The sequence below is a fragment of the Luteibacter sp. OK325 genome (assembly GCF_003050935.1).
Classification (GTDB): Bacteria; Pseudomonadota; Gammaproteobacteria; order Xanthomonadales; family Rhodanobacteraceae; genus Luteibacter.
Genome location: NZ_QAOX01000002.1, coordinates 844,759 through 869,044, shown reverse-complemented (window position 1 = coordinate 869,044; position 24,286 = coordinate 844,759). Strand labels below are relative to the sequence as shown.

22 protein-coding genes are annotated in these 24,286 nt (G+C 64.7%); 14 read left to right on the top strand and 8 right to left on the bottom strand.

Features of this window, described 5'->3' with window-relative positions:
• Positions 1-159: 159 nt before the first annotated feature.
• Genes C8J98_RS07655 through lpxK form a run of 4 tightly spaced genes read left to right on the top strand, consistent with a single transcriptional unit; the run spans position 160 to position 4,025 of the window.
• Complete coding sequence (locus C8J98_RS07655; protein ID WP_199229846.1) at positions 160-819, top strand: MotA/TolQ/ExbB proton channel family protein; 660 nt, start codon at positions 160-162, stop codon at positions 817-819.
• A gap of 3 nt (positions 820-822) precedes the next feature.
• Entirely contained in the window at positions 823-1,251 is a 429-nt protein-coding gene (locus C8J98_RS07650; protein WP_107912541.1) for a biopolymer transporter ExbD, read from the top strand.
• Complete coding sequence (msbA, locus tag C8J98_RS07645) at positions 1,248-3,020, top strand: lipid A export permease/ATP-binding protein MsbA (RefSeq protein WP_107912539.1); 1,773 nt, start codon at positions 1,248-1,250, stop codon at positions 3,018-3,020. The genes C8J98_RS07650 and msbA overlap by 4 nt, the downstream gene beginning before the upstream one ends.
• A 3-nt stretch (positions 3,021-3,023) precedes the next feature.
• Complete coding sequence (lpxK, locus tag C8J98_RS07640) at positions 3,024-4,025, top strand: tetraacyldisaccharide 4'-kinase (RefSeq protein WP_107912538.1); 1,002 nt, start codon at positions 3,024-3,026, stop codon at positions 4,023-4,025.
• Positions 4,026-4,080: 55 nt separating this feature from the next.
• Here the strand turns inward: lpxK and C8J98_RS07635 are convergent, their stop codons facing one another.
• A complete protein-coding gene (locus tag C8J98_RS07635) occupies positions 4,081-4,530 on the bottom strand; it encodes a glycine zipper 2TM domain-containing protein (RefSeq protein ID WP_199229845.1) in 450 nt (149 codons plus the stop codon).
• Positions 4,531-4,644: 114 nt separating this feature from the next.
• Here C8J98_RS07635 and C8J98_RS07630 point away from each other — a divergent pair, with 114 nt between their 5' ends.
• Positions 4,645-6,093 (top strand): deoxyribodipyrimidine photo-lyase, encoded by a 1,449-nt coding sequence (locus C8J98_RS07630; RefSeq protein ID WP_107912536.1) that lies wholly within the window; start codon positions 4,645-4,647, stop codon positions 6,091-6,093.
• On the opposite strand, the gene C8J98_RS07625 is transcribed toward C8J98_RS07630, so the two are convergent.
• Both C8J98_RS07625 and C8J98_RS07620 read right to left on the bottom strand, forming a co-directional pair.
• The gene (locus tag C8J98_RS07625; RefSeq protein ID WP_107912535.1) at positions 6,032-7,219 is read right to left on the bottom strand and encodes a cation:proton antiporter; all 1,188 of its coding nucleotides are present in this window, start codon (positions 7,217-7,219) and stop codon (positions 6,032-6,034) included. The two genes, C8J98_RS07630 and C8J98_RS07625, sit on opposite strands and share 62 nt — an antisense overlap.
• Before the next feature lie 57 nt (positions 7,220-7,276).
• Positions 7,277-8,752 (bottom strand): MFS transporter, encoded by a 1,476-nt coding sequence (locus C8J98_RS07620; protein WP_107912533.1) that lies wholly within the window; start codon positions 8,750-8,752, stop codon positions 7,277-7,279.
• Between the two features lie 43 nt (positions 8,753-8,795).
• Here C8J98_RS07620 and ligA point away from each other — a divergent pair, with 43 nt between their 5' ends.
• The 3 genes from ligA to C8J98_RS07605 all read left to right on the top strand — a co-directional run bounded on the left by ligA (position 8,796) and on the right by C8J98_RS07605 (position 12,855).
• Positions 8,796-11,186, top strand: a complete 2,391-nt coding sequence (ligA, locus tag C8J98_RS07615) for an NAD-dependent DNA ligase LigA (protein ID WP_107912531.1) — start codon at positions 8,796-8,798, stop codon at positions 11,184-11,186.
• Positions 11,183-12,133, top strand: coding sequence for an EF-P lysine aminoacylase EpmA (gene epmA, locus C8J98_RS07610; RefSeq protein ID WP_107912529.1), 951 nt, complete (start codon positions 11,183-11,185; stop codon positions 12,131-12,133). Before ligA ends, epmA begins: the two co-directional genes overlap by 4 nt.
• Before the next feature lie 338 nt (positions 12,134-12,471).
• The gene (locus C8J98_RS07605) at positions 12,472-12,855 is read left to right on the top strand and encodes a VOC family protein (protein WP_107912527.1); all 384 of its coding nucleotides are present in this window, start codon (positions 12,472-12,474) and stop codon (positions 12,853-12,855) included.
• 135 nt (positions 12,856-12,990) lie between these two features.
• Here the strand turns inward: C8J98_RS07605 and C8J98_RS07600 are convergent, their stop codons facing one another.
• Both C8J98_RS07600 and sbcB read right to left on the bottom strand, forming a co-directional pair.
• A complete protein-coding gene (locus C8J98_RS07600) occupies positions 12,991-13,677 on the bottom strand; it encodes a DUF2461 domain-containing protein (RefSeq protein WP_107912525.1) in 687 nt (228 codons plus the stop codon).
• Between the two features lie 8 nt (positions 13,678-13,685).
• Positions 13,686-15,116 (bottom strand): exodeoxyribonuclease I, encoded by a 1,431-nt coding sequence (gene sbcB, locus C8J98_RS07595; RefSeq protein ID WP_107912523.1) that lies wholly within the window; start codon positions 15,114-15,116, stop codon positions 13,686-13,688.
• A gap of 50 nt (positions 15,117-15,166) precedes the next feature.
• On the opposite strand from sbcB, the gene orn reads away from it, so the two are divergent.
• The 4 genes from orn to C8J98_RS07575 all read left to right on the top strand — a co-directional run bounded on the left by orn (position 15,167) and on the right by C8J98_RS07575 (position 19,183).
• Complete coding sequence (orn, locus tag C8J98_RS07590; protein ID WP_107912522.1) at positions 15,167-15,733, top strand: oligoribonuclease; 567 nt, start codon at positions 15,167-15,169, stop codon at positions 15,731-15,733.
• 4 nt (positions 15,734-15,737) lie between these two features.
• The gene (gene folP / locus C8J98_RS07585) at positions 15,738-16,640 is read left to right on the top strand and encodes a dihydropteroate synthase (RefSeq protein WP_107912520.1); all 903 of its coding nucleotides are present in this window, start codon (positions 15,738-15,740) and stop codon (positions 16,638-16,640) included.
• Between the two features lie 184 nt (positions 16,641-16,824).
• Positions 16,825-18,228: a phosphoglucosamine mutase gene (gene glmM / locus C8J98_RS07580; protein WP_107912658.1), complete on the top strand. Its 1,404-nt coding sequence runs from the start codon at positions 16,825-16,827 to the stop codon at positions 18,226-18,228.
• Positions 18,229-18,247: 19 nt separating this feature from the next.
• Positions 18,248-19,183 carry a 2-oxoglutarate and iron-dependent oxygenase domain-containing protein gene (locus tag C8J98_RS07575; protein WP_107912518.1) on the top strand — a complete coding sequence of 312 codons (936 nt, stop codon included), beginning with the start codon at positions 18,248-18,250 and terminating at the stop codon, positions 19,181-19,183.
• A gap of 400 nt (positions 19,184-19,583) precedes the next feature.
• Here the strand turns inward: C8J98_RS07575 and C8J98_RS07570 are convergent, their stop codons facing one another.
• The 3 genes from C8J98_RS07570 to C8J98_RS21930 form a co-directional block, all read right to left on the bottom strand.
• On the bottom strand, positions 19,584-20,480 hold the full coding sequence (locus tag C8J98_RS07570; RefSeq protein ID WP_107912657.1) for a DMT family transporter: 897 nt from the start codon (positions 20,478-20,480) through the stop codon (positions 19,584-19,586).
• A gap of 145 nt (positions 20,481-20,625) precedes the next feature.
• Entirely contained in the window at positions 20,626-20,955 is a 330-nt protein-coding gene (locus C8J98_RS07565) for a hypothetical protein (RefSeq protein WP_107912516.1), read from the bottom strand.
• 31 nt (positions 20,956-20,986) lie between these two features.
• Positions 20,987-22,255: a hypothetical protein gene (locus tag C8J98_RS21930; RefSeq protein ID WP_146171598.1), complete on the bottom strand. Its 1,269-nt coding sequence runs from the start codon at positions 22,253-22,255 to the stop codon at positions 20,987-20,989.
• A 794-nt stretch (positions 22,256-23,049) separates the two neighbouring features.
• Here C8J98_RS21930 and C8J98_RS07555 point away from each other — a divergent pair.
• Positions 23,050-23,688: a hypothetical protein gene (locus C8J98_RS07555; RefSeq protein WP_107912513.1), complete on the top strand. Its 639-nt coding sequence runs from the start codon at positions 23,050-23,052 to the stop codon at positions 23,686-23,688.
• Between the two features lie 260 nt (positions 23,689-23,948).
• Positions 23,949-24,263 carry an SDR family oxidoreductase gene (locus C8J98_RS07550; RefSeq protein ID WP_107912511.1) on the top strand — a complete coding sequence of 105 codons (315 nt, stop codon included), beginning with the start codon at positions 23,949-23,951 and terminating at the stop codon, positions 24,261-24,263.
• Positions 24,264-24,286: the final 23 nt, after the last annotated feature.

The window sequence follows — 24,286 nt, the reverse complement described above, 5'->3', positions numbered from 1 at the left end:
GGCTCCCACAGGTGAAGTGGCTCCCACAGGTGAAGCGGCTCCCACAGGTGAAGCGGCTCTCACAGGTAGAGGCCGATCCCACAAGTGTTAAGGGTGCCTCAGTCCCCGTGGCGGGCCCTGCTATGATGCCGGCCTGACTTTTGTTCATCCGGGGTTGACGTGCTCGAGATCCTTCTGGCTGGCGGCTGGGCTTTGCTGCCGATCCTCATTTGTTCGTTCGTTGCGCTCGCCATCGTCCTCGAGCGTTTCTGGGCGCTCCGGCATGCTGCCGTTTTCCCGCCCGGCCTCGGCGCCGAAGTGCGTGAGTGGGCGCGTTCCTCCGCGCTGGACAGCTCCCACCTCCAGGCACTCGAGAAAGGCTCGCCGCTGGGCGAACTGTTCGCCGGCGCGCTCGCCGTTCGCGACCGCCCGCGCGAGATCATCAAGGAGCGTATCGAGGACACCGGTCGCCATGTGGTCCACCGCATGGAGCGCTACCTCAATACGCTGGGCACCGTCGCCCTCATCGGCCCGTTGCTGGGCTTGCTCGGCACCGTTATCGGCCTCATCCGCATGTTCCTCAGCGTGATGGCCGGCGGTATCGGCGATCCGACCAAGATGGCCGGCGGTATCGGCGAGGCGCTCATCTGCACGGCGTTCGGCCTGGTCGTGTCGATTCCCGCCTACGTGCTGCACCGTTACTTCCGTTCCAAAGTGGGCGGTTATGTCGTGCAGATGGAGAAGGAAGCCACGGCGCTGCTGGACGACCTGTCCGCTCCGCGCCCGGCACCGCGCCGTCGCACCGCCGCGTCGGAAGCCGCTACCTCGCAGGCTGGCTGATCCATGCGCATCGGTTCCCGTCGCGAGGACGATTTCGAGATCAACGTCATTTCGTTGATCGACGTGCTGCTGACCCTGCTGATGTTCTTCGTGCTCAGCACCACCTTCGTCGAGCACTCCCGCCTGAAGGTCAACCTGCCCAAGGCCGACAGCCAGGCGCGCGAGTCCACGGACAACGCGCTCACCCTGGTCGTCGACCGCGACGGCCACTACTCGGTCGGCAGCGACGAGGTGCTCGGTGAGGGCATCGAGCCGCTCAAGGCGACCATCGAGCGCGTCGCCGGCAACGACCGTGACCGCCTCGTGGTGATCCGCGCCGATGCGATGACGCCGCACCAGAACGTGGTTCGCGCGATGGATGCGCTTGGCCAGGTGGGCTTCACCCGTCTGTCGATTGCGACCACGCCGAGCGAAGCGGGCGCGGCCCGGTGAGCAAGGAAAAAGTGTCGGTCTGGGACGCCAAGACCTGGCAGACCTATAAGCGCCTGCTCGGTTATACGCGGCGCTTTCGTACCGCGGGCCTCATCGCCGTCCTCGGCATGATCATCGACCCGGCGTGCCTGTCTCTGTTCACCAGCCTGCTCAAGACGCTGGTCGACAAGATATTCGTCGAAAAGGATCCGTACACGATCTTCTGGATGCCGATCTGGATCATCGCGATCTTTGGCGTGCGCGGCATCGCCTCCTACGCCACCGACTATGGCATCGCTTATGTCGGTCGTAACGTGGTGCAGGCCATCCGCATCGACGTCTTCGCTTCCTACCTGCGCCTGCCGGCGACGTTCTTCGCCAAGGAGCCGTCGGGGCAACAGATTTCGCGCATTACCTACACCAGCGAGCAGGTCGCGTCGGCCTCGGCGGATTCGCTCAAGGTAGCCATCACCGAAGGCCTCACCGTCGTCGGCATGCTCTGCGTCATGCTGTACTGGAGTGCTTATCTGGCGATGGCGCTGCTCGTGCTGGTGCCTTGCGTGGTGGTGATCGTCACCGTCATCAGCCGCCGCTATCGCAAGATCAGTAAGCGCATCCAGGGCAACATGGGCACCGTGACCAGTGCCGTCGAAGAAGCGGTCGCGGCCAATCGCGAAGTACGCATCTACGGTGGCCAGGCGCGCGAAGGCGACCGCTTCGGCGAGATCGCCGAGCGTCAGCGTCGCCTCAACCTCAAGGTGTCGGCGACCAGCGCCGCTTCGAGCGCCACGATCCAGACCGTCGGCGCCGTCGCTCTCGCCACGCTGGTGTTCCTCGGCTCACGCCCGGGCGTCATCGAGACGATCACTCCTGGCATCTTCACCGCCGTGCTCACCGCCATGGGTGGCATGCTGCCCTCGCTGAAGCGTCTGGCCGGTATCCAGGCCAGCCTGCAGAAGGGTGTCACGGCCGCCGAAGACCTGTTCGAGATCATCGACACGCCGGCGGAAATCGACACCGGCACGGAAGACCTCGTCCGTACCAGGGGCGACATTCGTTTCGAGAACATCCACCTGGTGTACGAGCGCAACAACCACGTCGCCCTGCGTGGCGTGGACCTGGTCTGCAAGCCCGGCACGGTGACGGCGCTGGTCGGTCGTTCCGGTAGCGGCAAGTCCAGCCTGGTCAGTCTGCTGCCGCGTTTCTATCAGCCGAGCGAAGGCCGCATCCTCGTCGACGGCCGCGATTATTCGCAGTACACACTGCCTTCGTTGCGCCGGCAGATCGCCTGGGTGGGCCAGAACGTCGTGCTGTTCGACGACACCGTCGCGGCCAACATCGCCTACGGCGAAATGGCCGACGCCTCCGAAGAAGACATCGTCGCTGCGGCCAAGGCGGCGAACGCGATGGAGTTCATCGACCGTCTGCCCGAGGGCCTGCAGACGCAGATCGGGCAGGGCGGTAACTCGCTTTCCGGCGGCCAGCGCCAGCGTATCGCCATTGCCCGCGCCATTCTCAAGAACGCGCCGATCCTCGTCCTCGACGAAGCCACCAGTGCGCTCGACACCGAGTCGGAACGGCTGATCCAGGACGCGCTCACGCGCCTCATGCGCGACCGCACCACGCTGGTGATCGCGCATCGCCTGTCGACCATCGAACACGCCGACCAGATCGCCGTGATGGATCAGGGCAGGGTCGTCGAGCTCGGCACGCACCGCGAACTGCTCGACATCGGCGGCCGGTATTCGGCCCTGCACCGCATGCAGTTCCACGAGCAAGCGGCGAGCTAAGCGGTGGGCCTCGGCGCCTCACTGCAGCGACATTGGTATGGCGGCGGGAGCCCGCCGCTCTGGACTCGCCCGTTCGAGGCGCTGTATCGCACTGTCGTACGGCGTCGGGCGGAGGGCTTTCGCAACGATCCTTCTTCCGTCGTGCGGCTTTCCGTCCCGGTCGTCGTGGTCGGCAACATCACCATTGGTGGCACCGGCAAGACGCCGCTGATCGTGGCGCTGGCGGCGGCGATGTCGGCGCGGGGTTTCGTGCCCGGGGTCGTGAGTCGCGGTTATGGCGGTATCGAGCACGGGCCCTATCTGCTCACCGGCCAGGACGACCCTGCGAAGGTCGGCGATGAGCCGAGCCTGATTCGTCACAGTGGCGTGCCTGTTGCGATCGGGCGCGAGCGACCGGAAGCGGCGCAGTTATTGATCGATGCCGGATGCGATCTGATTCTCGCCGACGATGGACTACAGCATCATCGGCTCGGGCGTGATGTCGAGATCTGCGTGATCGATGGTGAGCGTCGGTTGGGCAATGGACATCTGCTTCCGGCGGGGCCATTGCGCGAGCCGGCGAGTCGTCTGGCCGACGTCGACTTCGTTGTCGTTAACAGCGGCACGCCCGTGGGCTCCGAGATCGGTATGGCACTGGAAGGCGGCGTCGCCATCAACATGGCGGATCCGTCTCTATCCGCTCCGTTGGCGGATTTCGCCGGGCGCCCGGCGCATGCCGTCGCAGGCATCGGCAATCCCGCACGTTTCTTCGCCAGCCTCGCTGCCCAGGGCATAGCGGTGCACGGCCATCCCTTCGCCGACCACCACGCGTTTACGCGTGACGACTTCACCTTCGCTGACGGGTGCCCTGTATTGATGACGGACAAAGACGCGGTGAAGTGCCGTGACTTTGCCCGTGCGAACTGGTGGCGTGTGCCCGTGCGCGCCGTGCTACCCGACGCGTTCTACGACGCCATCGCTGCACATGTAGGAGCCGCTTCAGCGGCGATAGCCAGGTCACCGTAACCCCATCGCCGGCGTAGCCGGCTCCCACACAAAGCCCGAGCAACAACGCGTGCGCTTACTGCACGCGCTGCACGTTGCCCTTTTCGTCGACAACCACGATGTCGCCCTCGCGGATGGACGAAGCGTCGGCTACCTGGACATTGGTGTAACCGCCGCCGCCCATCTTCAGGCGCAGGGTGTAGCTCTCGCTGCCGCCGCCCTTGCCGATGGCGTTGCCGGCGAAGCCGCCACCGACTGCGCCGGCGACCGTGGCGACCTTGCGGCCGTTACCGCGGCCGACCTGGTTGCCGAGGACGCCGCCGGCGATGGCGCCGATCACCGCGCCTGCCGTGCCGTGGTCACGGCCCTGGACGACGTTGCGCTCGATGCTCTGCACCACACCGCACTGGTCGCAACGGACGTAGATGCCGTCGGAGCGGGTAATCGTGGCGGCCGAGGCAGGTGCGATGGCAGCCGTGGCGAGCAGGGCGGCCATGGGAATACCGAGGACGGTCTTGAAATTCATGGTGATCTCCTTTCGGGCGGCTGGCAGGGTTAGCCGCATGGGCACAGTCTAAGCATTACGGCTGAACGAAGGTGGAGCGATTCCGGCTTCACGTGTTGCATGGATACTACGTGGATGACTACAGCCATCGTCTGGTTCCGCCGCGACCTGCGTCTTGCAGATAATCCCGCCCTCAGCGCCGCCGTGGCTGCCCACGAGAAGGTGCTGCCACTCTATATCCACGCGCCCGGCGAGGACGGTGAATGGGCGCCCGGCGCCGCGAGTCGCTGGTGGCTTCATCACTCGCTGCAAGGCCTGGATGTCTCCCTGCGCCGGCACCATGGCAGCCTGCAGATCCTGCAGATCCTGCAGGGGCCCACCGTGGATGCCCTGCGCGCCGCCATCGAGGCCACTGGTGCGACGGCCGTCTACTTCAACCGCCTCTACGAACCCAAGGCAATCGCCCGGGACAAGGCGGTGCGACGTGCGCTCGAAGGCGACGGCGTCGAGGTCGCCTCGTTCAATGCCGCACTCTGGTGCGAGCCCTGGGACATCGCCACTCAACAGAACGAACCCTACCGGGTGTTCACCCCGTTCTGGCGCAACCTGCGCACGCGCATCGACGAGGTCGCGCCGGTGGCCGAACCGAAGCCCATGCACCTGACGACCTTGCCGAAAACGTTGTCGGTCGATGCACTCGGCCTGCTGCCAACGCTCGACTGGGCACGCGGCTTCGCCGATTGGTCGCCGGGCGAGCAGGGCGCGCTGGAGATGCTCGACCTCTTCGCCGATGACGCCGTGGGCCACTACGTGGAAGGCCGCGACATACCGGCCCGGCACGGTACCTCGCGCCTCTCGCCACACCTGCATTTCGGCGAGATCTCGCCCCTCCAGGTGGCGGAAGGCCTGCGTGAGCGCGTCAGGAAACGGAAGAACGGCGCCGACATCGAACCTTACCTGCGTCAGCTCGGCTGGCGCGAGTTCGGCCACCATCTGCTCTACCACTTTCCGAAAACACCGAAGGAAAACTTCAATCCGAAGTTCAATGCCTTCCGCTGGGAAAAGCGCGACGCCCATGCGCTGAGACGCTGGAAGGAGGGTAAGACCGGCATCCCCATCGTCGATGCCGGCATGCGCGAGCTGTGGGCCACGGGCTGGATGCACAACCGCGTGCGCATGCTGGTGGCGAGCCTGTTAACGAAGAACCTTCGCCAGCACTGGCTGCTCGGCGAGAAGTGGTTCTGGGACACCCTGGTCGACGCCGACCTGGCCAACAACGCGATGGGTTGGCAGTGGGTGGCCGGTAGTGGCGCGGATGCCGCGCCGTACTTCCGTATCTTCAATCCGGTGACGCAGTCGGAGAAGTTCGACCCGGACGGCACGTATATCCGCCGATGGGTGCCGGAGCTCGCGAACGCACCGGGCCGCCTCGTCCACGCGCCGTGGGAGGACGAGGCCTTCCTGAAACAGTCGGGGTACCCGCGGCCGCTGGTCGACCTCAAGCGCAGCCGCGAGGATGCGCTTACGGCGTATCAGTCGGCGCGGGGCGCTCCTTCAGCAGCAGGGCGAGCACCGGAGGAGTGACCATGGCGGTGAGCAACGACATCGCCACGATGACCGCGTAGATCTTCTCGTCGAACACGCCGGCCGCGAGGCCCAGTGAGGCGATCACCACGCCGACCTCCCCGCGCGGCACCATGCCGAAGCCGACGATAAGCGCACCGCGCCGGCCCAGCGACATCGAGCCGAGGTAACCACCGGCCAGCTTGGAAAAGATGGCGATGATGGTGACCACGGCGAGCATGCCCAGCGCACTCGCACTGGCGAGGGCGGACAGGTTCACCTTGGCGCCGGTAACGACGAAGAAGAACGGGGTGAGAAAGGCCAGCAGGGGCGCGGTCTGCTCTTCGAGCTGATGCCGCTGACTGGTTTCCGAGGCGATCATGCCGGCGAGGAAGGCGCCGATGATCGCGGCCAGGTGGAATTTCATCGAGAGGAAGGCGAGGCCCAGGCACAGGGCCAGCACGATCGCCAGCGGCGACATCGGGTTGCTTGGTTTATCCAGCCAGCCGGAGCCGCGACGCATGACCCGCGTGCCGCCCCAGCCGATCACGGCGACGAAGCCGATCGCACCGACCAGGGTGCCGACGAGGCTGCCGACGTTCACCTCACCGCCGCCTTGCAGCGACGAGACGATGCCCAGCAGGAGCATGGCCAGGATGTCGTCGATCACGGCGGCGCCGAGGATGATCCGCGCCTCGCGCCGTTGCAGCACGCCCAGTTCCTGCAACACGCGTGCGGTGATACCGGCCGAGGTGGCGACAAAGGCCGCCGCGACGAACATCGAGCGGATCCAGTCGAAGCCGGAGCCGTGTGCCCACACCGCGCCGCATGCGAAGGGGATGATCACGCCGAGCACGCCGACCATGAAGGCACTGGCGCCGACCTTTTTCAGATCGTCGAGCCGCGTTTCCAGGCCGACTGAGAAAAGGAGCAGGATCACGCCGATTTCGGCGAGCACGTCCAGCGGTGTGCCGGTGGCGATATCCGGCACGGTCACCCAGCCCAGCGCCGAGGGACCGACCACGCAACCGGCGGCGATTTCACCGACGACGGCCGGTAAACGCAGGCGTTGCGCGATCTCTCCGCCAATCTGCGCGGCGACGAAGATGATGAAGAGGGTAAGCAGGATGCCTGCAGAATCGTGCATGGGATCGTTCCTGATCGACGCCGCCGAGGAGGGTGCGGTGTTGCCGAGAGTAACGCTTTATGCCGTGGCGTCGACCACTTTTCCCGTCCGGGTGTCGCGCAGGCGGCTGAAGATCCAGCTGGCGGCGAGGGTGATCATGCCCAGCACGATGACCGACCAGCGGAAGGCCCACACATAACCCTGTGCACTATGCGAACTGAGGAAGCCGCCCATCAGCAGGGAGGCCAGGGCGATGCCGAAGCTCATGGAGAGATACTGGGCGGTCGAGGCCATGGACGAGGCCATGGCGGCATGGCGCACGTCCAGGTCGACATAGGCCAGGGTATTCATCGAGGTGTACTGCAGCGACATGAAGGCGCCGTAGACGTAGACGAAGCTGGCGATGATCCACATCGGCGTTTCCGGCGTGAGCAGGGCAAACGAGCACAGCACGATGGAGACCGCGATGGTGTTACCCAGCAGCAGGCGGCGATAGCCGAAGTGCGTGAGTAGCCGGTGGATGAAGGGCTTGACCGTGATCGAGCCGATCGCCTGGGGGACCATCATCAGGCCGGCATGCAGGGGCGACCAGCCGCAGCCGATCTGCAGGAACAGCACCAGCAGCAGGTACATGCCCGACACGCCCAGCCGCGTGAACAGGTTGCCGGCCAGCGACACCCACACGCTGCGCACCTTAAGCAGCGAGAGGTCGCTCACCGGGTGTTCCGTGCGACGGCTGTGACGCACGTAGAGCACGCCCAGGCCCGCCGCGGCGAGCGCGTAACCGGAGACACTCAACCAGTGGCCCGACGTGCCCACGGTTTCCGCGGCCATCAGGAACAAGGCAGAGGAACCGGCGAAAAGCAGGAAACCGGCGGTGTCGAAACGGTTGGCCTGATCGAGGCGGTACTCGGGCATTTCCCGGCGATTGAGCAGCAGGCCGACGATGCCCACCGGCACGTTGATCAGGAAGATCAGTCGCCAGTTGGTGAATTCCACCAGCGCGCCGCCGAGCAGGGGGCCGAAGACCGAGCCGAGCAGGCCGAAGGTAGCCACGGTGGTCATCGCGCTGACGAACTCACGGCGGTCGATGCTGCGCACCAGCACATAGCGGCCCACCGGCATGAGCGCGGCGCCGCCCAGGCCCTGGACGATGCGCGAGGCGACCAGCTCCGGCAGCGTCTGTGCCAGGCCGCAGAGCAGCGAGCCCAGCGCGAAAACCGTGATCGCCCCGCCGAAAACGCGCCTCGTGCCGAAGCGGTCGCACAGCCAGGGGCTCATCGGGATGAAGATCGCCAGGGTCAGCACGTAGCTGGTCAGGGCGGTGCGCATGCTCAGCGGGCTCACATCGAGCGCGCCGGCGATGGTGGGCACGGCCGTGTTGACGATCGTCGAATCCAGCGCCTGCATGAAGAACGCAGCCGATACGAGCCAGATCAGGCCGCGGTAGCGGGCCCTGCTCGACGGCTCCGCCGGCGCGAGTGCCGGGCGGTCGGTGGAGAGAGCGTGGACGTCGGTTGGTGGGAGGCTGTCGATGACGTCGTGGGGTGGCATGGCTGTAACATTATAGACGATCAGAGCCTGACGGACCCCGCACATGCCCCAAGCCCCCGCCCCGGCCGATGCCGTCGAGCGCGCCACCGAGCTTCGCCGACGCCTCGAAGACGCAAATTATCGCTATCACGTGCTCGACGATCCCACGCTCGCCGACGCCGAATACGATCGCCTGATGCGCGAACTCGAGGCGCTGGAAGCGAAACATGCGGAACTGGCCATCGCCGATTCGCCCACGCGGCGCGTGGGCGCTCGTGCGCAGGGTGGCTTTGCCGAGGTGACGCACGTCGTGCCCATGTTGTCGCTGGGCAATGCGTTCGAACAGGAAGGCGACACCGACCGCGAAAAATATCGCGAAGTGGCCGTTTTCGAGCGTCGCATCGAGCAGACGCTGGACCGTCGTGAGCCGGTGTTCTCGGTCGAACCCAAGCTCGATGGCCTCGCGATCAGCCTGCGCTATGAAAGCGGCGTGTTCATGCAGGGCGCGACGCGCGGCGATGGCGCGGTCGGTGAAGATGTCACCGCCAACCTGCGCACCGTCAAGGCGATTCCGTTGCGCCTGCGCGGCGAGGGTTGGCCGCGCGTACTCGAGGTGCGTGGCGAAGTGATCATGCCGCGTGCCGGGTTCGAGGCCTTCAACGAGCGCGCACGCGCCGCCGGCGAGAAACCGCTGGCCAATCCGCGCAATGGTGCGGCCGGATCGCTGCGCCAGCTCGATCCGGCGATTACGGCGAAGCGACCGCTCGCTTTCTTCGCTTACGCGGTAGGCGTCGTCGAAGGTGGCGAACTGCCGGATACGCATTCGGCCACCCTGGCGAAGCTGCGCGACTGGGGTTTCCCCGTGTCGCCTGAAGTGTCTACTGCGAAGGGTTTCAACGGCCTGCTGGCCTACTTCCGCAAGATTGGCGACAAGCGCGACAGTCTGCCGTACGACATCGACGGCGTGGTCTACAAACTGGACGATTACGCCGGCCAGCGCGAAATGGGCTTTGTCTCGCGCGCGCCGCGCTGGGCCATTGCGCACAAGTATCCCGCGCAGGAACAGATGACCACGGTGGAGGCGATTGAAATCCAGATCGGCCGTACCGGGGCAGCAACGCCCGTCGCGCGCCTGACGCCGGTGCAGGTGAGCGGCGTCACCGTCACCAACGCCACCTTGCATAACGCCGACCAGGTCGCGCGCCTGGACGTGCGTGTCGGCGACACCGTGATCGTGCGTCGCGCGGGTGACGTCATTCCGGAAGTCGCCCGCGTGGTCGAGGAGAACCGTCCGGCGGGGACCGTGGCCTGGAAGATGCCGGAGGTCTGCCCGGTGTGCGGTTCCGAACTGTTGCGTGAAGAAGGCGCCGCGGCATATCGCTGCTCGGGCGGCCTGATCTGCGCTGCGCAACGTAAGGAAGCGCTGATTCATTTTGCCTCGCGTCGCGCGATGGATATCGACGGCCTGGGCGATCGCTTCGTCGACGCCCTGGTTGAATTCGACATGGTGCATACGCCGGCCGATCTCTACACGCTCACTGTCGACCGCTTCGTGAAGATGAAGACGCTGGCCGACGAACGCGACGGCTCCACGCCGGAGACGGTGAAGCAGGGCAAGGTTGCGACGAAGTGGGCCGAGAACCTGGTCGAGGCGATCGAGGCGAGCAAGAAGTCCACGCTGCCGCGTTTCCTGTTCGGCCTGGGCATCATGCACATTGGCGAGAGCACGGCGAAGACGCTGGCCTTGTGGCTGGGCTCGCTGGACTTCGTGCGCCGCACGCCCGCGCCGGTGCTGCGCGTGCTGCCGGATATCGGCGACGAAGTGGCGACATCGATCGCCGCCTTCTTCGAGCAGGAAGGCAACCAGAAAGTCGTCGACGCGTTGATCGACGCAGGCATCACCTTTGCCGACGAAGGCGCGCCCTCGCCGAAGCTTCGCGAGCGGCTCGGCCTGGATGTGCTTCTGGATGCCGCCAAGGTCGCCAAGCTCGGTCCGAAGAGCACGGGCATCCTCGCCAAGAACTACGCCAGCCTCGACGCGCTGGTAAAAGCGGGCGAGCACCAGTGGATCATTGCCGGCGTGCCACAGGCCGCCGCGTCGAACCTCAGCGCCTTGCTGGGCGACGCCGAACGCGTGGCCGAACTGCGTCACGCCGACGAAGCCATGCGCGCATTAGCAGCTGCCTTGCCAGCGAAAGCCGCGAGCGCACTGCCGCTGGAAGGCCTCACGTACGTGATCACCGGCACGATGGAAACGCTCAAGCGTGACGACGCCACCGAGCGGCTCGAATCGCTTGGCGCGAAAGTGGCCGGCTCGGTCTCGAAGAAAACCACGGGCGTCTTTGCCGGCGATGCGGCCGGCTCCAAACTGGACAAGGCCAACGAACTCAGCGTGCCCGTATATACGGAAGCGGACCTGCTCGCCTTGCTGACCGAACACGGTGTGGCGCCATGACCGACATCGGGCAGCTGCGACTGCGTGCGCAGACCTACGCCGCGATTCGCGGGTTTTTCAACGAGCGCGACGTGCTCGAAGTGGAGACGCCGATTCTCTCCGCCGCGGGCAATACCGACCCGAACATCCAGAGCTTCCATGCGACCTTCAGCGGCCACGTGGACGCCGGCGCGCGCGAGCGCTGGTTGCGTACGTCACCGGAGTTTCCGCTGAAGCGACTGCTCGCAGCGGGCGTGGGCGACTGCTATGAGCTGGGGCGCGTGTTCCGCAATGGCGAAGCCGGTGGCCGGCACAATCCGGAATTCACCATGCTCGAGTGGTATCGCGTGGGCTGGGACCATAACCGGCTGGCGCGCGAGGTGATCGATCTTCTCGAGCGCCTGTTGCTGGGAGCGGGACGCACGTTCGAGATCGTCGAAACGACGTATCGCGGGTTGTTCCACGATGCGCTCGGCGTGGACGCTCTGCTGGATCCGATCGAGGTGCTGAAGAAGCCGCTCGCCGATGCGAACATCAGCAGCGAAGGCCTCGAACGTGACGACTGGCTGGATCTGTTGCTGACGCATCGCATCCAGCCCGAGTTTCCGCGTGACCGGGTCACCATCGTCTCGGAGTTTCCGGCAAGCCAGTGCGCCCTGGCGCGCATCCGCAAGAGCGACCCACCGGTGGCCGAGCGGTTCGAGGCGTATGTGGGAAAGTATGAGGTCGCCAACGGCTACCACGAGCTCAACGATGCCGCCGAGCAGCGTGTGCGCTTTGAGCGCGATAACGCCAAGCGGCGCGAGCGGGGCGATGCGGAGGTGCCGATGGACGAGCGTTTGCTGGCGGTGCTGGACGATATGCCCGATTGTGCGGGGGTGGCGCTGGGCATCGAACGGTTGCTGATGGTGCTGGCGGATACCGATGCGATTGCGGACGTGTTGGCGTTTCCGTTCTCGCAAGCGTGACCCTGCTCGGTAGGAGCCGATTCATCGGCGATGCTTCTGCCCCGTGTGAGAGCCGCCTCTGTCCCTTGTGGGAGCCGCTTCAGCGGCGATGCTTCTGCCCCGTGTGGGAGCCGATTCATCGGCGATGCTTTTGCCTCGTGTGGGAGCCGCTTCAGCGGCGACGCTTTTGCCTCGTGTGGGAGCCGCTTCAGCGGCGATGCTTTTGCCTGCTGGCGGCCGCCGCCGCGGCCATCGCCGATGAATCGGCTCCCACAATCGCCGATGAATCGGCTCCCATAATCGCCGATGAATCGGCTCCCATAATCGCCGATGAATCGGCTCCTACAAAAAGGGTTGGCATGCTTGAATCCGTTCACCACATCGCCATCATCTGCTCCGACTACCCGCGGTCGAAGGCTTTCTACACGGAAACCCTCGGCCTGAAGATCGTCCACGAGGTTTATCGCGAAGCGCGCGATTCCTGGAAGCTCGATCTCGAAGTCAGCCCGGGTGTGCAGCTTGAGCTGTTCTCGTTCCCGTCGCCGCCGAAGCGGCCGTCACGGCCGGAAGCGCAGGGGTTGCGGCACCTGGCGTTTGTCGTGATCGATGTCGACGCGGTGGTGGCGACGTTGGGCGAGCGGGGCGTCGTGTGCGAGCCGATTCGGGTGGACGAGTTCACCGGGAAGCGGTTTACGTTTTTCGCTGATCCGGATGATTTGCCGATTGAGTTGTATGAGCGGTGAGGTGGGGCTGTTGATTTGTGTGGGAGCCGGCTATGCCGGCGATGGGGTTGAGGCGGCCTGGCTATCGCCGATGAATCGGCTCCCACAATCGCCGATGAATCGGCTCCCACAATCGCCGCTGAAGCGGCTCCTACATTAGAATTCGAGTTCCTGGGCGGCGCACAGGTAGTCGACCATCGGCGCGAGCCGCTTGAAGGTGTCGACCACGAACGGCAGCAACTCAGGTGAACACGCCAGCGCCTCGTCGAAGTTCTGGCCGGCGGCGAAGTTCTTCCGCTTCAGGTCGTCGATCAACTCGTGGTTCGGATCGAATCCGCGCGGCGGGCGGGTGAGGCTTTCGCCCCAGAACTCGAAGCGCTCCCGGAACGCCTTCCCATGCGTCGCACGCTTCCACGAATCCGGGTTATCGGCGAGGAAGTCGCGCAGCTTCTTCAGGACCGGCGGTTCCGGATGCCACATGCCGCCACCGGCGAAGCACTCGTCCGGCTGGATGTGCAGGTAGAAGCCCGGTGCCTGGATCTCGTGGCGGCGTTCGTGGAAAAAGCGCGAGCCCTGCCAGCCTTTGTACGGTTGCTTGTCGTTGGCGAAGCGCGTGTCGCGATGAATGCGATACAGCGAGCCTCCCACTTTGCGCGTGTCGGCACGGTAGTGCGGGCTGATTTTCTTCAGCGGTGCATCGAGGTCGCCGATCAAGGCAAGGAAGGGCTCGCGCACATGTTTTTCGTAATCGTCCTTGTGCTCGTGGAACCACTCGCGGTTGTTGTGGCGCATGAGTGATTTGAAGAAGCGAAAGGTCGCGGGCGTGAAATAGGTCTTGGCCATGGGTCGGGTCAGTTCGGTGCGAGTTCGAGGCCCCAGGCTTCCAGCTCGTCGAGCAGCGGGAGGGGTGAGCCGGGCAGGGCGCGCAAGGTGGCGAGCTCGGCGTTGTAGTCGTCGAGGGTGAGCGTGGTCAGCGCGCTGTGCCGGGTGAGGCGGTCCACGCGGAAGGCCTCCCAGCGGTCGCGCTCTTCGGGGCTCAGCGTTTCCGGCCAGTTCCGCGCACGGTAGCGGAACAGCAGTTCCGGGTAGCGCGGATCGCGGAAGTTGAACGCGCGCGTGCCGAGCTGGTCCGGTGGCGTTGCGCGCACGTCGCCGAGCAGGCGGCGATCGGCGTCGGGCAGGAAGGCGCCGTAGAGGGCAAGCTCCGGATCCTCGGCCGGCGGCAGCGCGGCGGCCTGGCCATAGATCTGGCGCAGCTTCTCGGCGAGGCCTTCGGCGTTGCGCAGCATGTCGAGGTGGCGCTCCACGGCGGCCATGTCCAGGCCAAGGCGGCCGTGGTCGGCGCCTTTGAGCACCGAGAGCGGCGCGAGTGCCGGCGCCTGGTTCGCGCGCACGGTACGCAGGGCGATGCGCTCCACGCCCTCGGGCAGGTCGGCTCGCGAGGTGAAGACCCGGTCGGCCACATCGCCGGGGTCCAGCGCGAGCAGGTCGGAAGGATCGGCGCTGAGGTCGTAGACGATCACTTCGCCGGCGCGCGACGGATGCGCAGCCAACGGCGCGATAACGGTGAGGCAATGACGGCTCGCCGGGTAGCGCGAAGACACATGCACCACCGGCGTCATCGCGGCCACGTCGAGCAGCTCGAACACGCGTTGCTTGCGGCGCAGCCCGTAGTACCAGTCCCACAGTTTCGGCTGGTGCTGGCGAATCAGGCGGGCGAGGGCGATCAGCGCTTCTACGTCGGAGAGGGCGTCGTGCGCGCGGTCCTGCTTCAGTCCGTTGGCGGTGGCCAGGTGCTCCAGCTTGAAACTGGGGCTGCCGTCTTCACGCGTCGGCCAGACGATGCCGTCCGGCCGCAGGGCCTCGCACAGGCGCACCAGGTCGATCAGGTCCCAGCGTGAATTGCCGTTTTCCCACTCGCGCCCGTAGGGGTCGTAGAAGTTCCGGTACAGGAGGTGGCGGGTGAACTCATCGTCGAAGCGCAGCGAGTTGTAGCCGACGGTGCAGGTGCCGGGCATGGCCAGCTGCTCGTGGATCGCCGCGACGAACTCGGCTTCCCGCATGCCTTCGCGCTCGGTCAGCTGGGGGGCGATGCCGGTAATCAGGCAGGCGGCCGGTTGCGGGGGCATGTCCCGCGGCGGTTTGCAGTAGATCATCAGCGGCTCACCAACCACGTTCAGGTCGGCATCGGTGCGGATGCCGGCAAACTGGCTGGGGCGGTCCCGGCGGGGGTCGGCGCCGAAGGTTTCGTAGTCGTGCCAGAAGAAGGTCGGTTCGGCCATCGGGGCATGATCGCATAGGCTAGACTGCGCAGTACTTCCAAGGAGAACCCATGACGCCCGCACACGAGGACAACCTCATCTGGATCGACCTGGAGATGACGGGCCTGGACACGGACAACGACTCCATCCTGGAGATCGCCACGATCGTGACCGACAAGGATCTGAACGTGCTGGCCGAAGGCCCGGTCTTCGCCATCTCCCACAGCGATGCCCGCCTGCAGAAGATGGACGCCTGGAACCGCAACCAGCACCAGCGCTCGGGCCTTTGGGGCCGCGCGGTGGAATCGGACGCCACGCCCGAGCAGGCCGAAGAGGCCACCATCACCTTTCTCAAGAAGTGGGTGCCGGCCGGCAAGTCGCCCATGTGCGGCAACTCCATCTGCCAGGACCGCCGCTTCCTGCACCGCGAGATGCAAAAACTGGAGCGCTATTTCCACTACCGTAACCTGGACGTCTCCACGCTGAAGGAGCTCTCGCGCCGCTGGTCGCCGGACATCGCGCGCGGCTTCAACAAGGACTCCGCGCATACGGCGCTGTCCGACATCCGCGATTCGATCGACGAGCTGCGCTATTACCGCCGTTTCATGGGCCCGATGGCGGGCACCCAGCAGGGCTGAACGCATGAACGACCCCTTCGCCAACGTACTGGACTGCAACGGCCGCGCCCTGGTGCTCGACCGGCCGCGCGTGGTCGGCATCGTCAACGTCACGCCGGATTCGTTCTCCGACGGCGGCCAGCACGACAGCCTGGACGCCGCCTATGCGCATGCGCTGAAGCTGGTGGAGGAGGGCGCGGACATGCTCGACATCGGCGGCGAGTCCACCCGCCCCGGGGCAGCCGATGTATCCGCCGAGGACGAGATCCGGCGCGTCGTACCGCTGATCGAACGCCTCGCCGCGGCGACCACCGTGCCTTTGTCCATCGATACCTCCAAACCGGAAGTGATGCGCGCCGCGATCGGCGCGGGCGCCGGCATGATCAACGACGTCTACGCGCTGCGCCGCGAAGGCGCACTCGACACCGCCGCCGAACTGCGCGTGCCGGTGTGCCTGGTGCACATGCAGGGCGAGCCGCGGGGCATGCAGGACGCGCCGGACTACGACGACGTGGTCGGCGATGTGCATCGCTTCCTCACCGACCGCCTGTTCTCCTGCGAGCTGGCCGGCATCGACAAGCGCCGTGTCCTGGTCGATCCGGGCTTCGGATTCGGCAAGAACCTCGAGCACAACCTCGCCCTGCTGCGCGCCACGGCGCGTTTCGCCGAGCTGGGCGCCGGCGCCTACGTGGGCGTCTCCCGCAAGTCGATGATCGGCGCCATGACCGGCCGAAGCGACCCCGCCTCGCGCGTCCATGGCTCGGTGGCTGCGGCCCTGATCGCCGCCCAGCGAGGCGCCATCCTGGTCCGCGTCCATGACGTCGGCCCCACGGTCGACGCCCTGGCGGTCTGGGCCGCCGTAAAGGCAGGGGACACCGCGCCCCGCATCGACAAACCCTCCATGCCCCGCTGGCCCGACGACGATTGAACCCTGTGGGAGCCGCTTCAGCGGCGATGGCAGGTTGCCTCATGTCCCCATCGCCGGCATAGCCGGCTCCCACAGAAAGCGCCGACCCCTTCGACGCGTCTGACGAAAGTGCTACAGGCCTTTGGAATATCTGGCTAAAGCGGCTGTCGGAGTATGCTTCTCCGTCCCCGGCAGGATGATCAGCATGAGCGAGCGCAAATACTTCGGCACCGACGGCATCCGCGGCCACGTGGGCACCTATCCCATCAGCGCGGATTTCATCCTCCGCCTCGGCCGGGCCCTGGGAGCCGTGCTGGCGCGCCGTCGCGCCGCCGACAGCCGTGGTGTCGGGGCCGGTCCGGACCGCCGCGACCATGGCCGCAAGGTCACCGTGGTCATCGGCAAGGACACACGCGTTTCCGGCTATATGTTCGAGTCGGCTCTGGAAGCCGGCCTGGTCGCCTCGGGCGCCAACGTGCGCCTGCTCGGCCCGATGCCGACGCCTGCGGTGGCCTTCCTCACCCGCTCGCTGCGTGCCGACGCCGGTATCGTGATCAGTGCCTCGCACAACCCGCACCAGGACAACGGCATCAAGTTCTTCTCGGCCATGGGCGAGAAGCTCGACGACGAGCTGGAGGCCGAGATCGAAGCCGAGATCGAGGCCGACTTCGTCACCGTCGCCTCCGACGCGTTGGGCAAGGCCAGCCGCATCGACGACGCCGTGACCCGCTACGCCGAGTTCTGCAAGTCCACCGTGGCCGACGAGTTCACCCTCAACGGCCTGCGCGTGGTGCTGGACTGCGCGCATGGCGCCACCTACCAGGTCGCGCCGAAAGTGTTTCGTGAGCTGGGCGCCGAGGTCTCCGCCATCGGCGTCGAGCCGGACGGCCTCAACATCAACCGCGGCGTAGGTTCCACGGACCCCGACGCCCTGGCCAAAGCCGTGGTCGAGCGCGGCGCGGACCTCGGCATCGCCTTCGACGGTGACGGCGACCGCGTGCGCATCGTCGATCGCGACGGCACGGTGACCGACGGCGACGACATGCTCTACGTCATTGCCCGTCACTGGAAGCGCCGCGGCAGCCTGCCGGGCCCGGTGGTCGGCACGCTGATGAGCAACTACGGCCTGCAGCGCGCCCTGAAACAGATGGATATCCCCTTCATCCGCGCCAACGTCGGCGACCGTTACGTACTGCAGCAGCTGAAGGAGCACGGCGGCGTGTTGGGTGGCGAGACCTCCGGCCACGTGCTGTGCCTGGACCGCTTCACCACCGGCGACGGCATCGTCGCCGCGCTGGCCCTGCTCGAAGCGCTGGCCGACGACAACGAGAGCTTCGCGGACGCCCGCGCCGGCCTGGTCAAGCTGCCGCAGACCATGCTCAACGTCCGCGTCGAGGGCGCCAAGGCGGCCCTGGGCAGTGATTCGGTGAAGCGGGTGCTGGAGGAGGTCGAAGCCGTGCTGGAAGGGCGCGGCCGCGTGGTGCTGCGCGCCTCGGGCACCGAGCCGCTGGTCCGCGTGACGATCGAGGCGGCCGACGCCGCCGAAGTGGAACGGCTGGCGGCGAGGCTGGCGGACGCCGTAAAATCGGCGGCTCAGGCGACCGCCTGACGCCTCCACCGGACAGAGCATGAAAAAGGTTCCCACCCTCGATATCCGCCGCTACGACACCGACCGCGAAGCCTTCGTGGCCGAGCTGGGCGCGGCCTATCGCGAATTCGGTTTCTGCTGCATCAGCGGCCACGGCATTCCGGTCGAGGCTGTCGACGGCGCCTACGACGCGTTCAAGCGTTTCTTCGCCCTGCCGGACGACACCAAGCGCAGGTACCACATCCCCGGTGGCGGTGGTGCGCGTGGCTACACGCCGTTCAAGGTCGAAACCGCGAAAGACAGCAAGTTCGCGGACCTGAAAGAGTTCTGGCACATCGGTCGCGAGATTCCGCGCGACTCGAAGTTCGCCGACGTCATGCCGCCCAATGTCTGGCCGGCCGAAGTACCGGATTTCGAAGACAAGGGCTACGGCATCTATGAAGCGCTCGACCAGCTCGGCGCGCGCGTGCTGCGCGCCCTGGCCTTGCACATCGACCTGCCGGAGTCGTTCTTCGACGACAAGATCGACTTCGGCAACTCGATCCTGCGCCCGATCCACTACCCGCCGATCGTGCAGGAAGATGTCCCCAACGTGCGCGCAGGCGCTCATGAGGACATCAACTTCATCACCCTGCTGGTCGGCGCCAGCGCCGAAGGCCTGGAAGTGCTCACGCGTGAGGGCGACTGGCTGCCCATCACGACCGAAGGCGACGCCATCGTGGTCAACATCGGCGACATGCTGCAGCGGCTGACCAACCACGTGTACCCGTCGACGACGCATCGCGTGATCAATCCGCAGAACGCAAATGCGCGCAAGCCCCGGTATTCGGTGCCGTTTTTCCTGCACCCGAACCCGGACGTCGTCCTCGACGTGCTGCCTTCCTGTGTCACGCCGGACAACCCCAGGCGCTACCCGGAGCCGATCACGGCTCACGAATACCTGCTCGAGCGTCTGCGCGAAATCAAACTCATCTGACGAACCCTTAGCGGGTTTTTCACCGGGAGGGTCGGAGCATCGACCCTCCCGGTTCTGTTTCCGGAGCACCTCGTGAAGTCATCCAGCCCGCAAGTGCGAGCCAAGCGTTCGTCACCTTCGAATTCGCGAAAGAAAGGCACTGCAAGGTCTGCGGCGGAACGCGCGCGCCGCCAGCGCACCGTCTCGTCCCGCGGCGGCCGCCGCTAATGTAGGAGCCGGCTCCGCCGGCGATGCTCTTCGCTCCCCTGTGGGAGCCGGCTCCGCCGGCGATGCTCTTCGCTCTATGTGGGAGCCGGCTCCGCCGGCGATGCTCTTCGCTCTATGTGGGAGCCGGCTCCGCCGGCGATGCTCTTCGCCGCTGGCGCGGCGTCGCCGATCAATCGGCTCCCACACACGAGGCTTACGGTGCAACCAGATCCGACGGCGCCGCCGCCTCGCCCCGATGCAACAACGGATGCGCGAACACCGCACCAATAATCACCGCCACACCCAGATAGAACGTCCACCCTAATTCCCGCTGCTCGCCGAGTAGTGGAATCGCCAGCACGATCGCGTAGACCGGCTCCAGGTTCGTCACCATCTGCGTCGCGAACGCCGTCAGGTGGCGTAGCGCCGCCAGCGCCAGAGCGAACGGCAGCAAGGTGCAGCCATACGCCAGAATCACCATCAACACCCCATCGTGCAGGCTCGGCAGAACGAACGCCGGCGTCGCGATGAACGGCGCAAGCAACGTAAGGAACAACGTCCCCGTACCCAGCTCCACGCAGGTCACCGTAAGCGCATCCGCCTGATCGATCAGCCGCTTGTTCAACGCACTGAAAAACGCGACGAACAGCGCCGAGAGCACACCAATCGCCAGGCCCAGGCGCATCTCGCCAGGCAAGCCACCCGCCACGAGCGCCACGCCCGGCACGACCGCAGCACCGATCAGCAATTCGCGTGGATCGAAGCGACGGCCGGCTACCCAGGGTTCGACGATGGCAAGGAACACCGGGCACAAGGCGATGCAGGTCGCCGCCACGGACGCGTTGGCGAGCTTGATCGCGCCGTAGAACGTGAGCCAGTGCAGGGCGACGATCACACCGATGCCCGCGTAGGAAAGGAGCAGGCGTGGTGATAACGCACGCAGCCCTCGCCACACACGTGGCACGCAGAGCAGGGTGGCCGACACCAGCAACATGCGCCACCAAACCAGCGGCAACGCCTCCAGGGTGATCAGCTTGCCGAGGATGGCCGTGAAGCCCCAGAGCAGGACGCAGAAGTGGATCTGGAGGTGGGCTTTTCGGGAAGGCAGCATAGGGAGAAGCTTGCCGGGCGCGTCGTTGAACCACAAGCTTCGCCTGCTCGGCAGCCATGTAAGACAGATCGCCCGTGACGCTGTTCACGTCGGAGGCGATCTATCATCAAGGCGCCTGCACCATCTGGCATCACATCACAGTACATCACGGAACGACGGTCTGGCCTGAACGAGCCTGAGGTCTGTAACGCGAGTACTCGGTACTAAATACACGAATGCAAATCTTGTGACGTGACATCTTCTCGCAATATTTCTGTGCTGCCTTGCCGTCGTCATTGTCGCCCAGGGTAGCGTGCAGTCGATCGAAGTCTTCCTGACTCCTGACGAAGATGTGATTCGTCTTTGCGGCCGCGATCTCGGGCGCTAGCGTGCTCACAAGGGTGGTTACCGCCGCCGCTGCAAGAAAGACACCGGATGTAACGATCGACCCGCGCAGGCCGGCAAGGTTGGTCCAGATGGCCTGGAAACGATTCATGACTAATCCCTCCTGGAAATGCTCGCGTTAGTTAGAGGCCCACCTCTCCGCCTACCTCATTCTCGGCAGAGTCTTCCCCGCTTACGGATGCGGCTGTCCCGGCCTCGTTAGATGCGGTAAGAGCACCTGCCTCGCCTCCGCTGAGGTACCCCAGCGCTACAGTGCCGCCTGCCGCCGTCCATTTTGCCGGTTGGACCTGCTCGTCTGCGTTCTCACAGTTGAGCGCCATCGTGTTGTTATCACCCAGTCCTACAGCTTCGCAGCGAGAGCCGCCCGGCAGGTCGGCAACGTACGTCGTCACGTTAGGAACGGGATCCCAAAGGCCTGATTCCACCTCACCGGTGCTCTTCTGATAGCTAAATGCGATCTTGCCGCTGGCATTGATGAAGCGTCCGGCGTTCCGCGCGCCACCGGATGCCGTCAAAAGTTGCGGTGTGCTGGTCGGGCTTGTCCAGTACGCAGCTCGAGGATTATCCGTCCCGGCGAAGTGACAAGTGCCGACAATCTGAAGCGCATCATTGATTCCTCCCGCCGTGCAGTTAAGTCCAGCGGCTGGCAACGGTAGTTGAACCAGTTGATAGCCACCGAGCAGCGCATTATTGACTGCAACTTTCCCCACGCGTGTGCCGGCGCGGCCTGACGAAAAGCCTGCGGGACAGTTAAGAGCTATCGTAGGATAACCGTTGACGTTGACTCCGTTGACGTCTACTGCCTCGCAATTATCGCCATACGATGAAACAACCACCATGGAAGCACCGGAGCCTGTTTGCGGTGGCCATAGCACCGCGGTGTCGATGCCACCAGGGGATGTGCTTGCACCGACCACCGCGCCGTTCTGGTTGTAGGCCATCGGAGAGGAAGCGACATCCGAGACCAGTTGCGTCAGGGCTCCCTTGAGAGCCGGCAGGGGGGACAACGTGACCGGTGTACTCTCCGGGGTGAGCCAGATCACGCCCAGTACAACGCCGCCGGCGTTTTCGCATGATCCAATCAGCGTATTGTTGTTCGGGAGTCCGGTTGCAGTGCATGGCTGACCGCCGCTCAATGCCTGAAGAATCCTCGGCATGCTTGCCGGACCGGCGGCGTAGGTCGCCACTCTCGATCCGCTGGCGTTCGACGGAACGCAGCCACCCGCCACTCCGAGGCTATCGTTGATGTCATTCGCCTCGCATTGTGCCTGACCTGACGGATTTGGGAATGCCGTCTGGGCGGCCACAGGAGCCGCGAAGACTCCACTTAACGTACTAATGATCGCTGCCAGTCCCAGTGGTAAACGTGAAAACCTGTTGATCGTTTCCATGCTGAGTTCTCCTTGATGATCAGCTGCCTTATCGACCATAATTCACGACATCTCCGCGTTATTGACGGACCCGTAGTGCAACCAGCGTCTGTGCCGTCGGATAGATATCGCTGCACTGACCGGGCCCCACATCGTCCCAGCCGAAGTAGCCCAGGCCCTTGACGAATACGCTCGTGAATCCGATGACTGCAGGTCCGACGCAAACGCGGGTGACAGGCTTCAGCGCCAACGCGAGCGCATTGTCGATCGGCCATACGCCGGGCGTCTTACACCGCTGCTCGGGAGCGAGACCACCGAACGACACGGTTGTCTGATCAGGCCCGCAACCGGGGACGCCATCGCGAAGACGGGAGCCGACACAGCATTCGACATTTCGATGTTGGTGGTGAATGCCGCCTGCTCTGCCACGCATGGCAGGGCTACGAGGAGTGCCGCGCCGAATAGGGATCGGCGAAAGAGACGTTGTTTTACTACGTGCTGGACGGACATAGCTAACCCTCCCTGGTGCATTGAGCCAACCTTCGTTCCCCACCGAGGGCAGATACGCCGGAGCTTGTTATATGGACGCGAATGCTGTGTTTGGCGAACCGGCTAAGTCCGCTTTCTGGTCGAAAACGGCGAAATTCCCGAGCCGATGCTTCACGTCGACCGATTCTGCATGCCGAAATATGTTCAGGGTTGCCCTATAGCTTGAAACATATTTCACTCTTTCTCCAATGGGAGTAAAGGTGACCGTGCTTGCGGCGCGTCCTACACACGCCGAAGGCGAACTTCTCACTGAAAGGAAAGATGATATGGATATCAAGCGTGGCGTGCCCATCTGTTCCGAGTCATATGTCGCAGCTGTTGCGACTCTATTGATCTGCTTCCTCGCTTCCTCGAGTCATGCCCAGCAAGCGTGCAGTCCATCCGGACAACAACTCGTCGAAGCCGCCATTGAAGAATGCGTGCAGATGCTTCGGGAAGAACCGGCGGGCAGTTCGCATAAGGAAGGAGTGCATCCGGCAGAGGATGCTCTGGGTGTGAACGGGGGTTTCTATGTCCCCGTTCAAAATCCTACTGACTACGTCGAGTACAACGTAGGCGATGCAAGATTTGCAGCGACCTTCACGAAGTGCATAAGAAAGGCGAACCCTGACTATGTCGGTAGCGAAACATCAAGTGTGGACTTGCCCGTGGTGGGAGGCGAGCGAAAAGCCCCAGCGAGGTATCAATACACCAATAAATACCAGCATCACCAATTGCGTGACACTCAAAGGAAAGTTGTCTATACGCTCATCCGGATCCCGGAAGGCGGGATAGAATCCATGGGCACGTGGGTTAGCGACAAGCCTGGATCCTACGAGTCGTCGAGCGGTTGCAAGAACTCATATGGAGAGCCTTGCGGAACGAAGTATTTCCTCAATAGAGCAGGCGGATACGAGGCCCTCTAGGCCGCCCCGCGCCCCTATCCGTTGGATGACTTCTCCGGGCGGCGGTCGGCTGCCACCGCCCGGAGTGTAGTTAGGTTTTCATCTGGCGCGCACTTTCATAAAATGCGCACACCCCCAAAGGTTGGCGTGCAGCTGCCGAAATCGCCTGCCGATGCTCATTGATACCAATTCATATGTTGTGATATGGATTCTTCGCCGGCGACCACGTTCGGCGCGTCTGAGCATCGGGACGCAAGTAGGTCCAGCCAAGGAGAGGCGCCGTGAATGTCATCGAAGAGGCGCCATGTCACATCGGGAGCTCTTCGCTAAGCGACGAGATCGTGCTTATCACAGGCGGCAGCCGCGACATTGGCCGTTCTTATGCACTCCGTCTCGCTGCAGATGTCACCGACATGGCCTCCGCGCAAGACATCGTTGCAAGAATCGACGGCGAAAAGGGGCCGATCGATGTGCTGATAAACAACGCGGGCACCCTTGGTCCCATCTGCAATGCGTGGGAATGCGAGTGGGATGCCTGGTGGCGCACCATCGAAGATAGTGTCAAGGACCTTCGGATGCTGAGGCCGCGCCTGTAGCAGGAATGGCTTGCTAGCCTCTG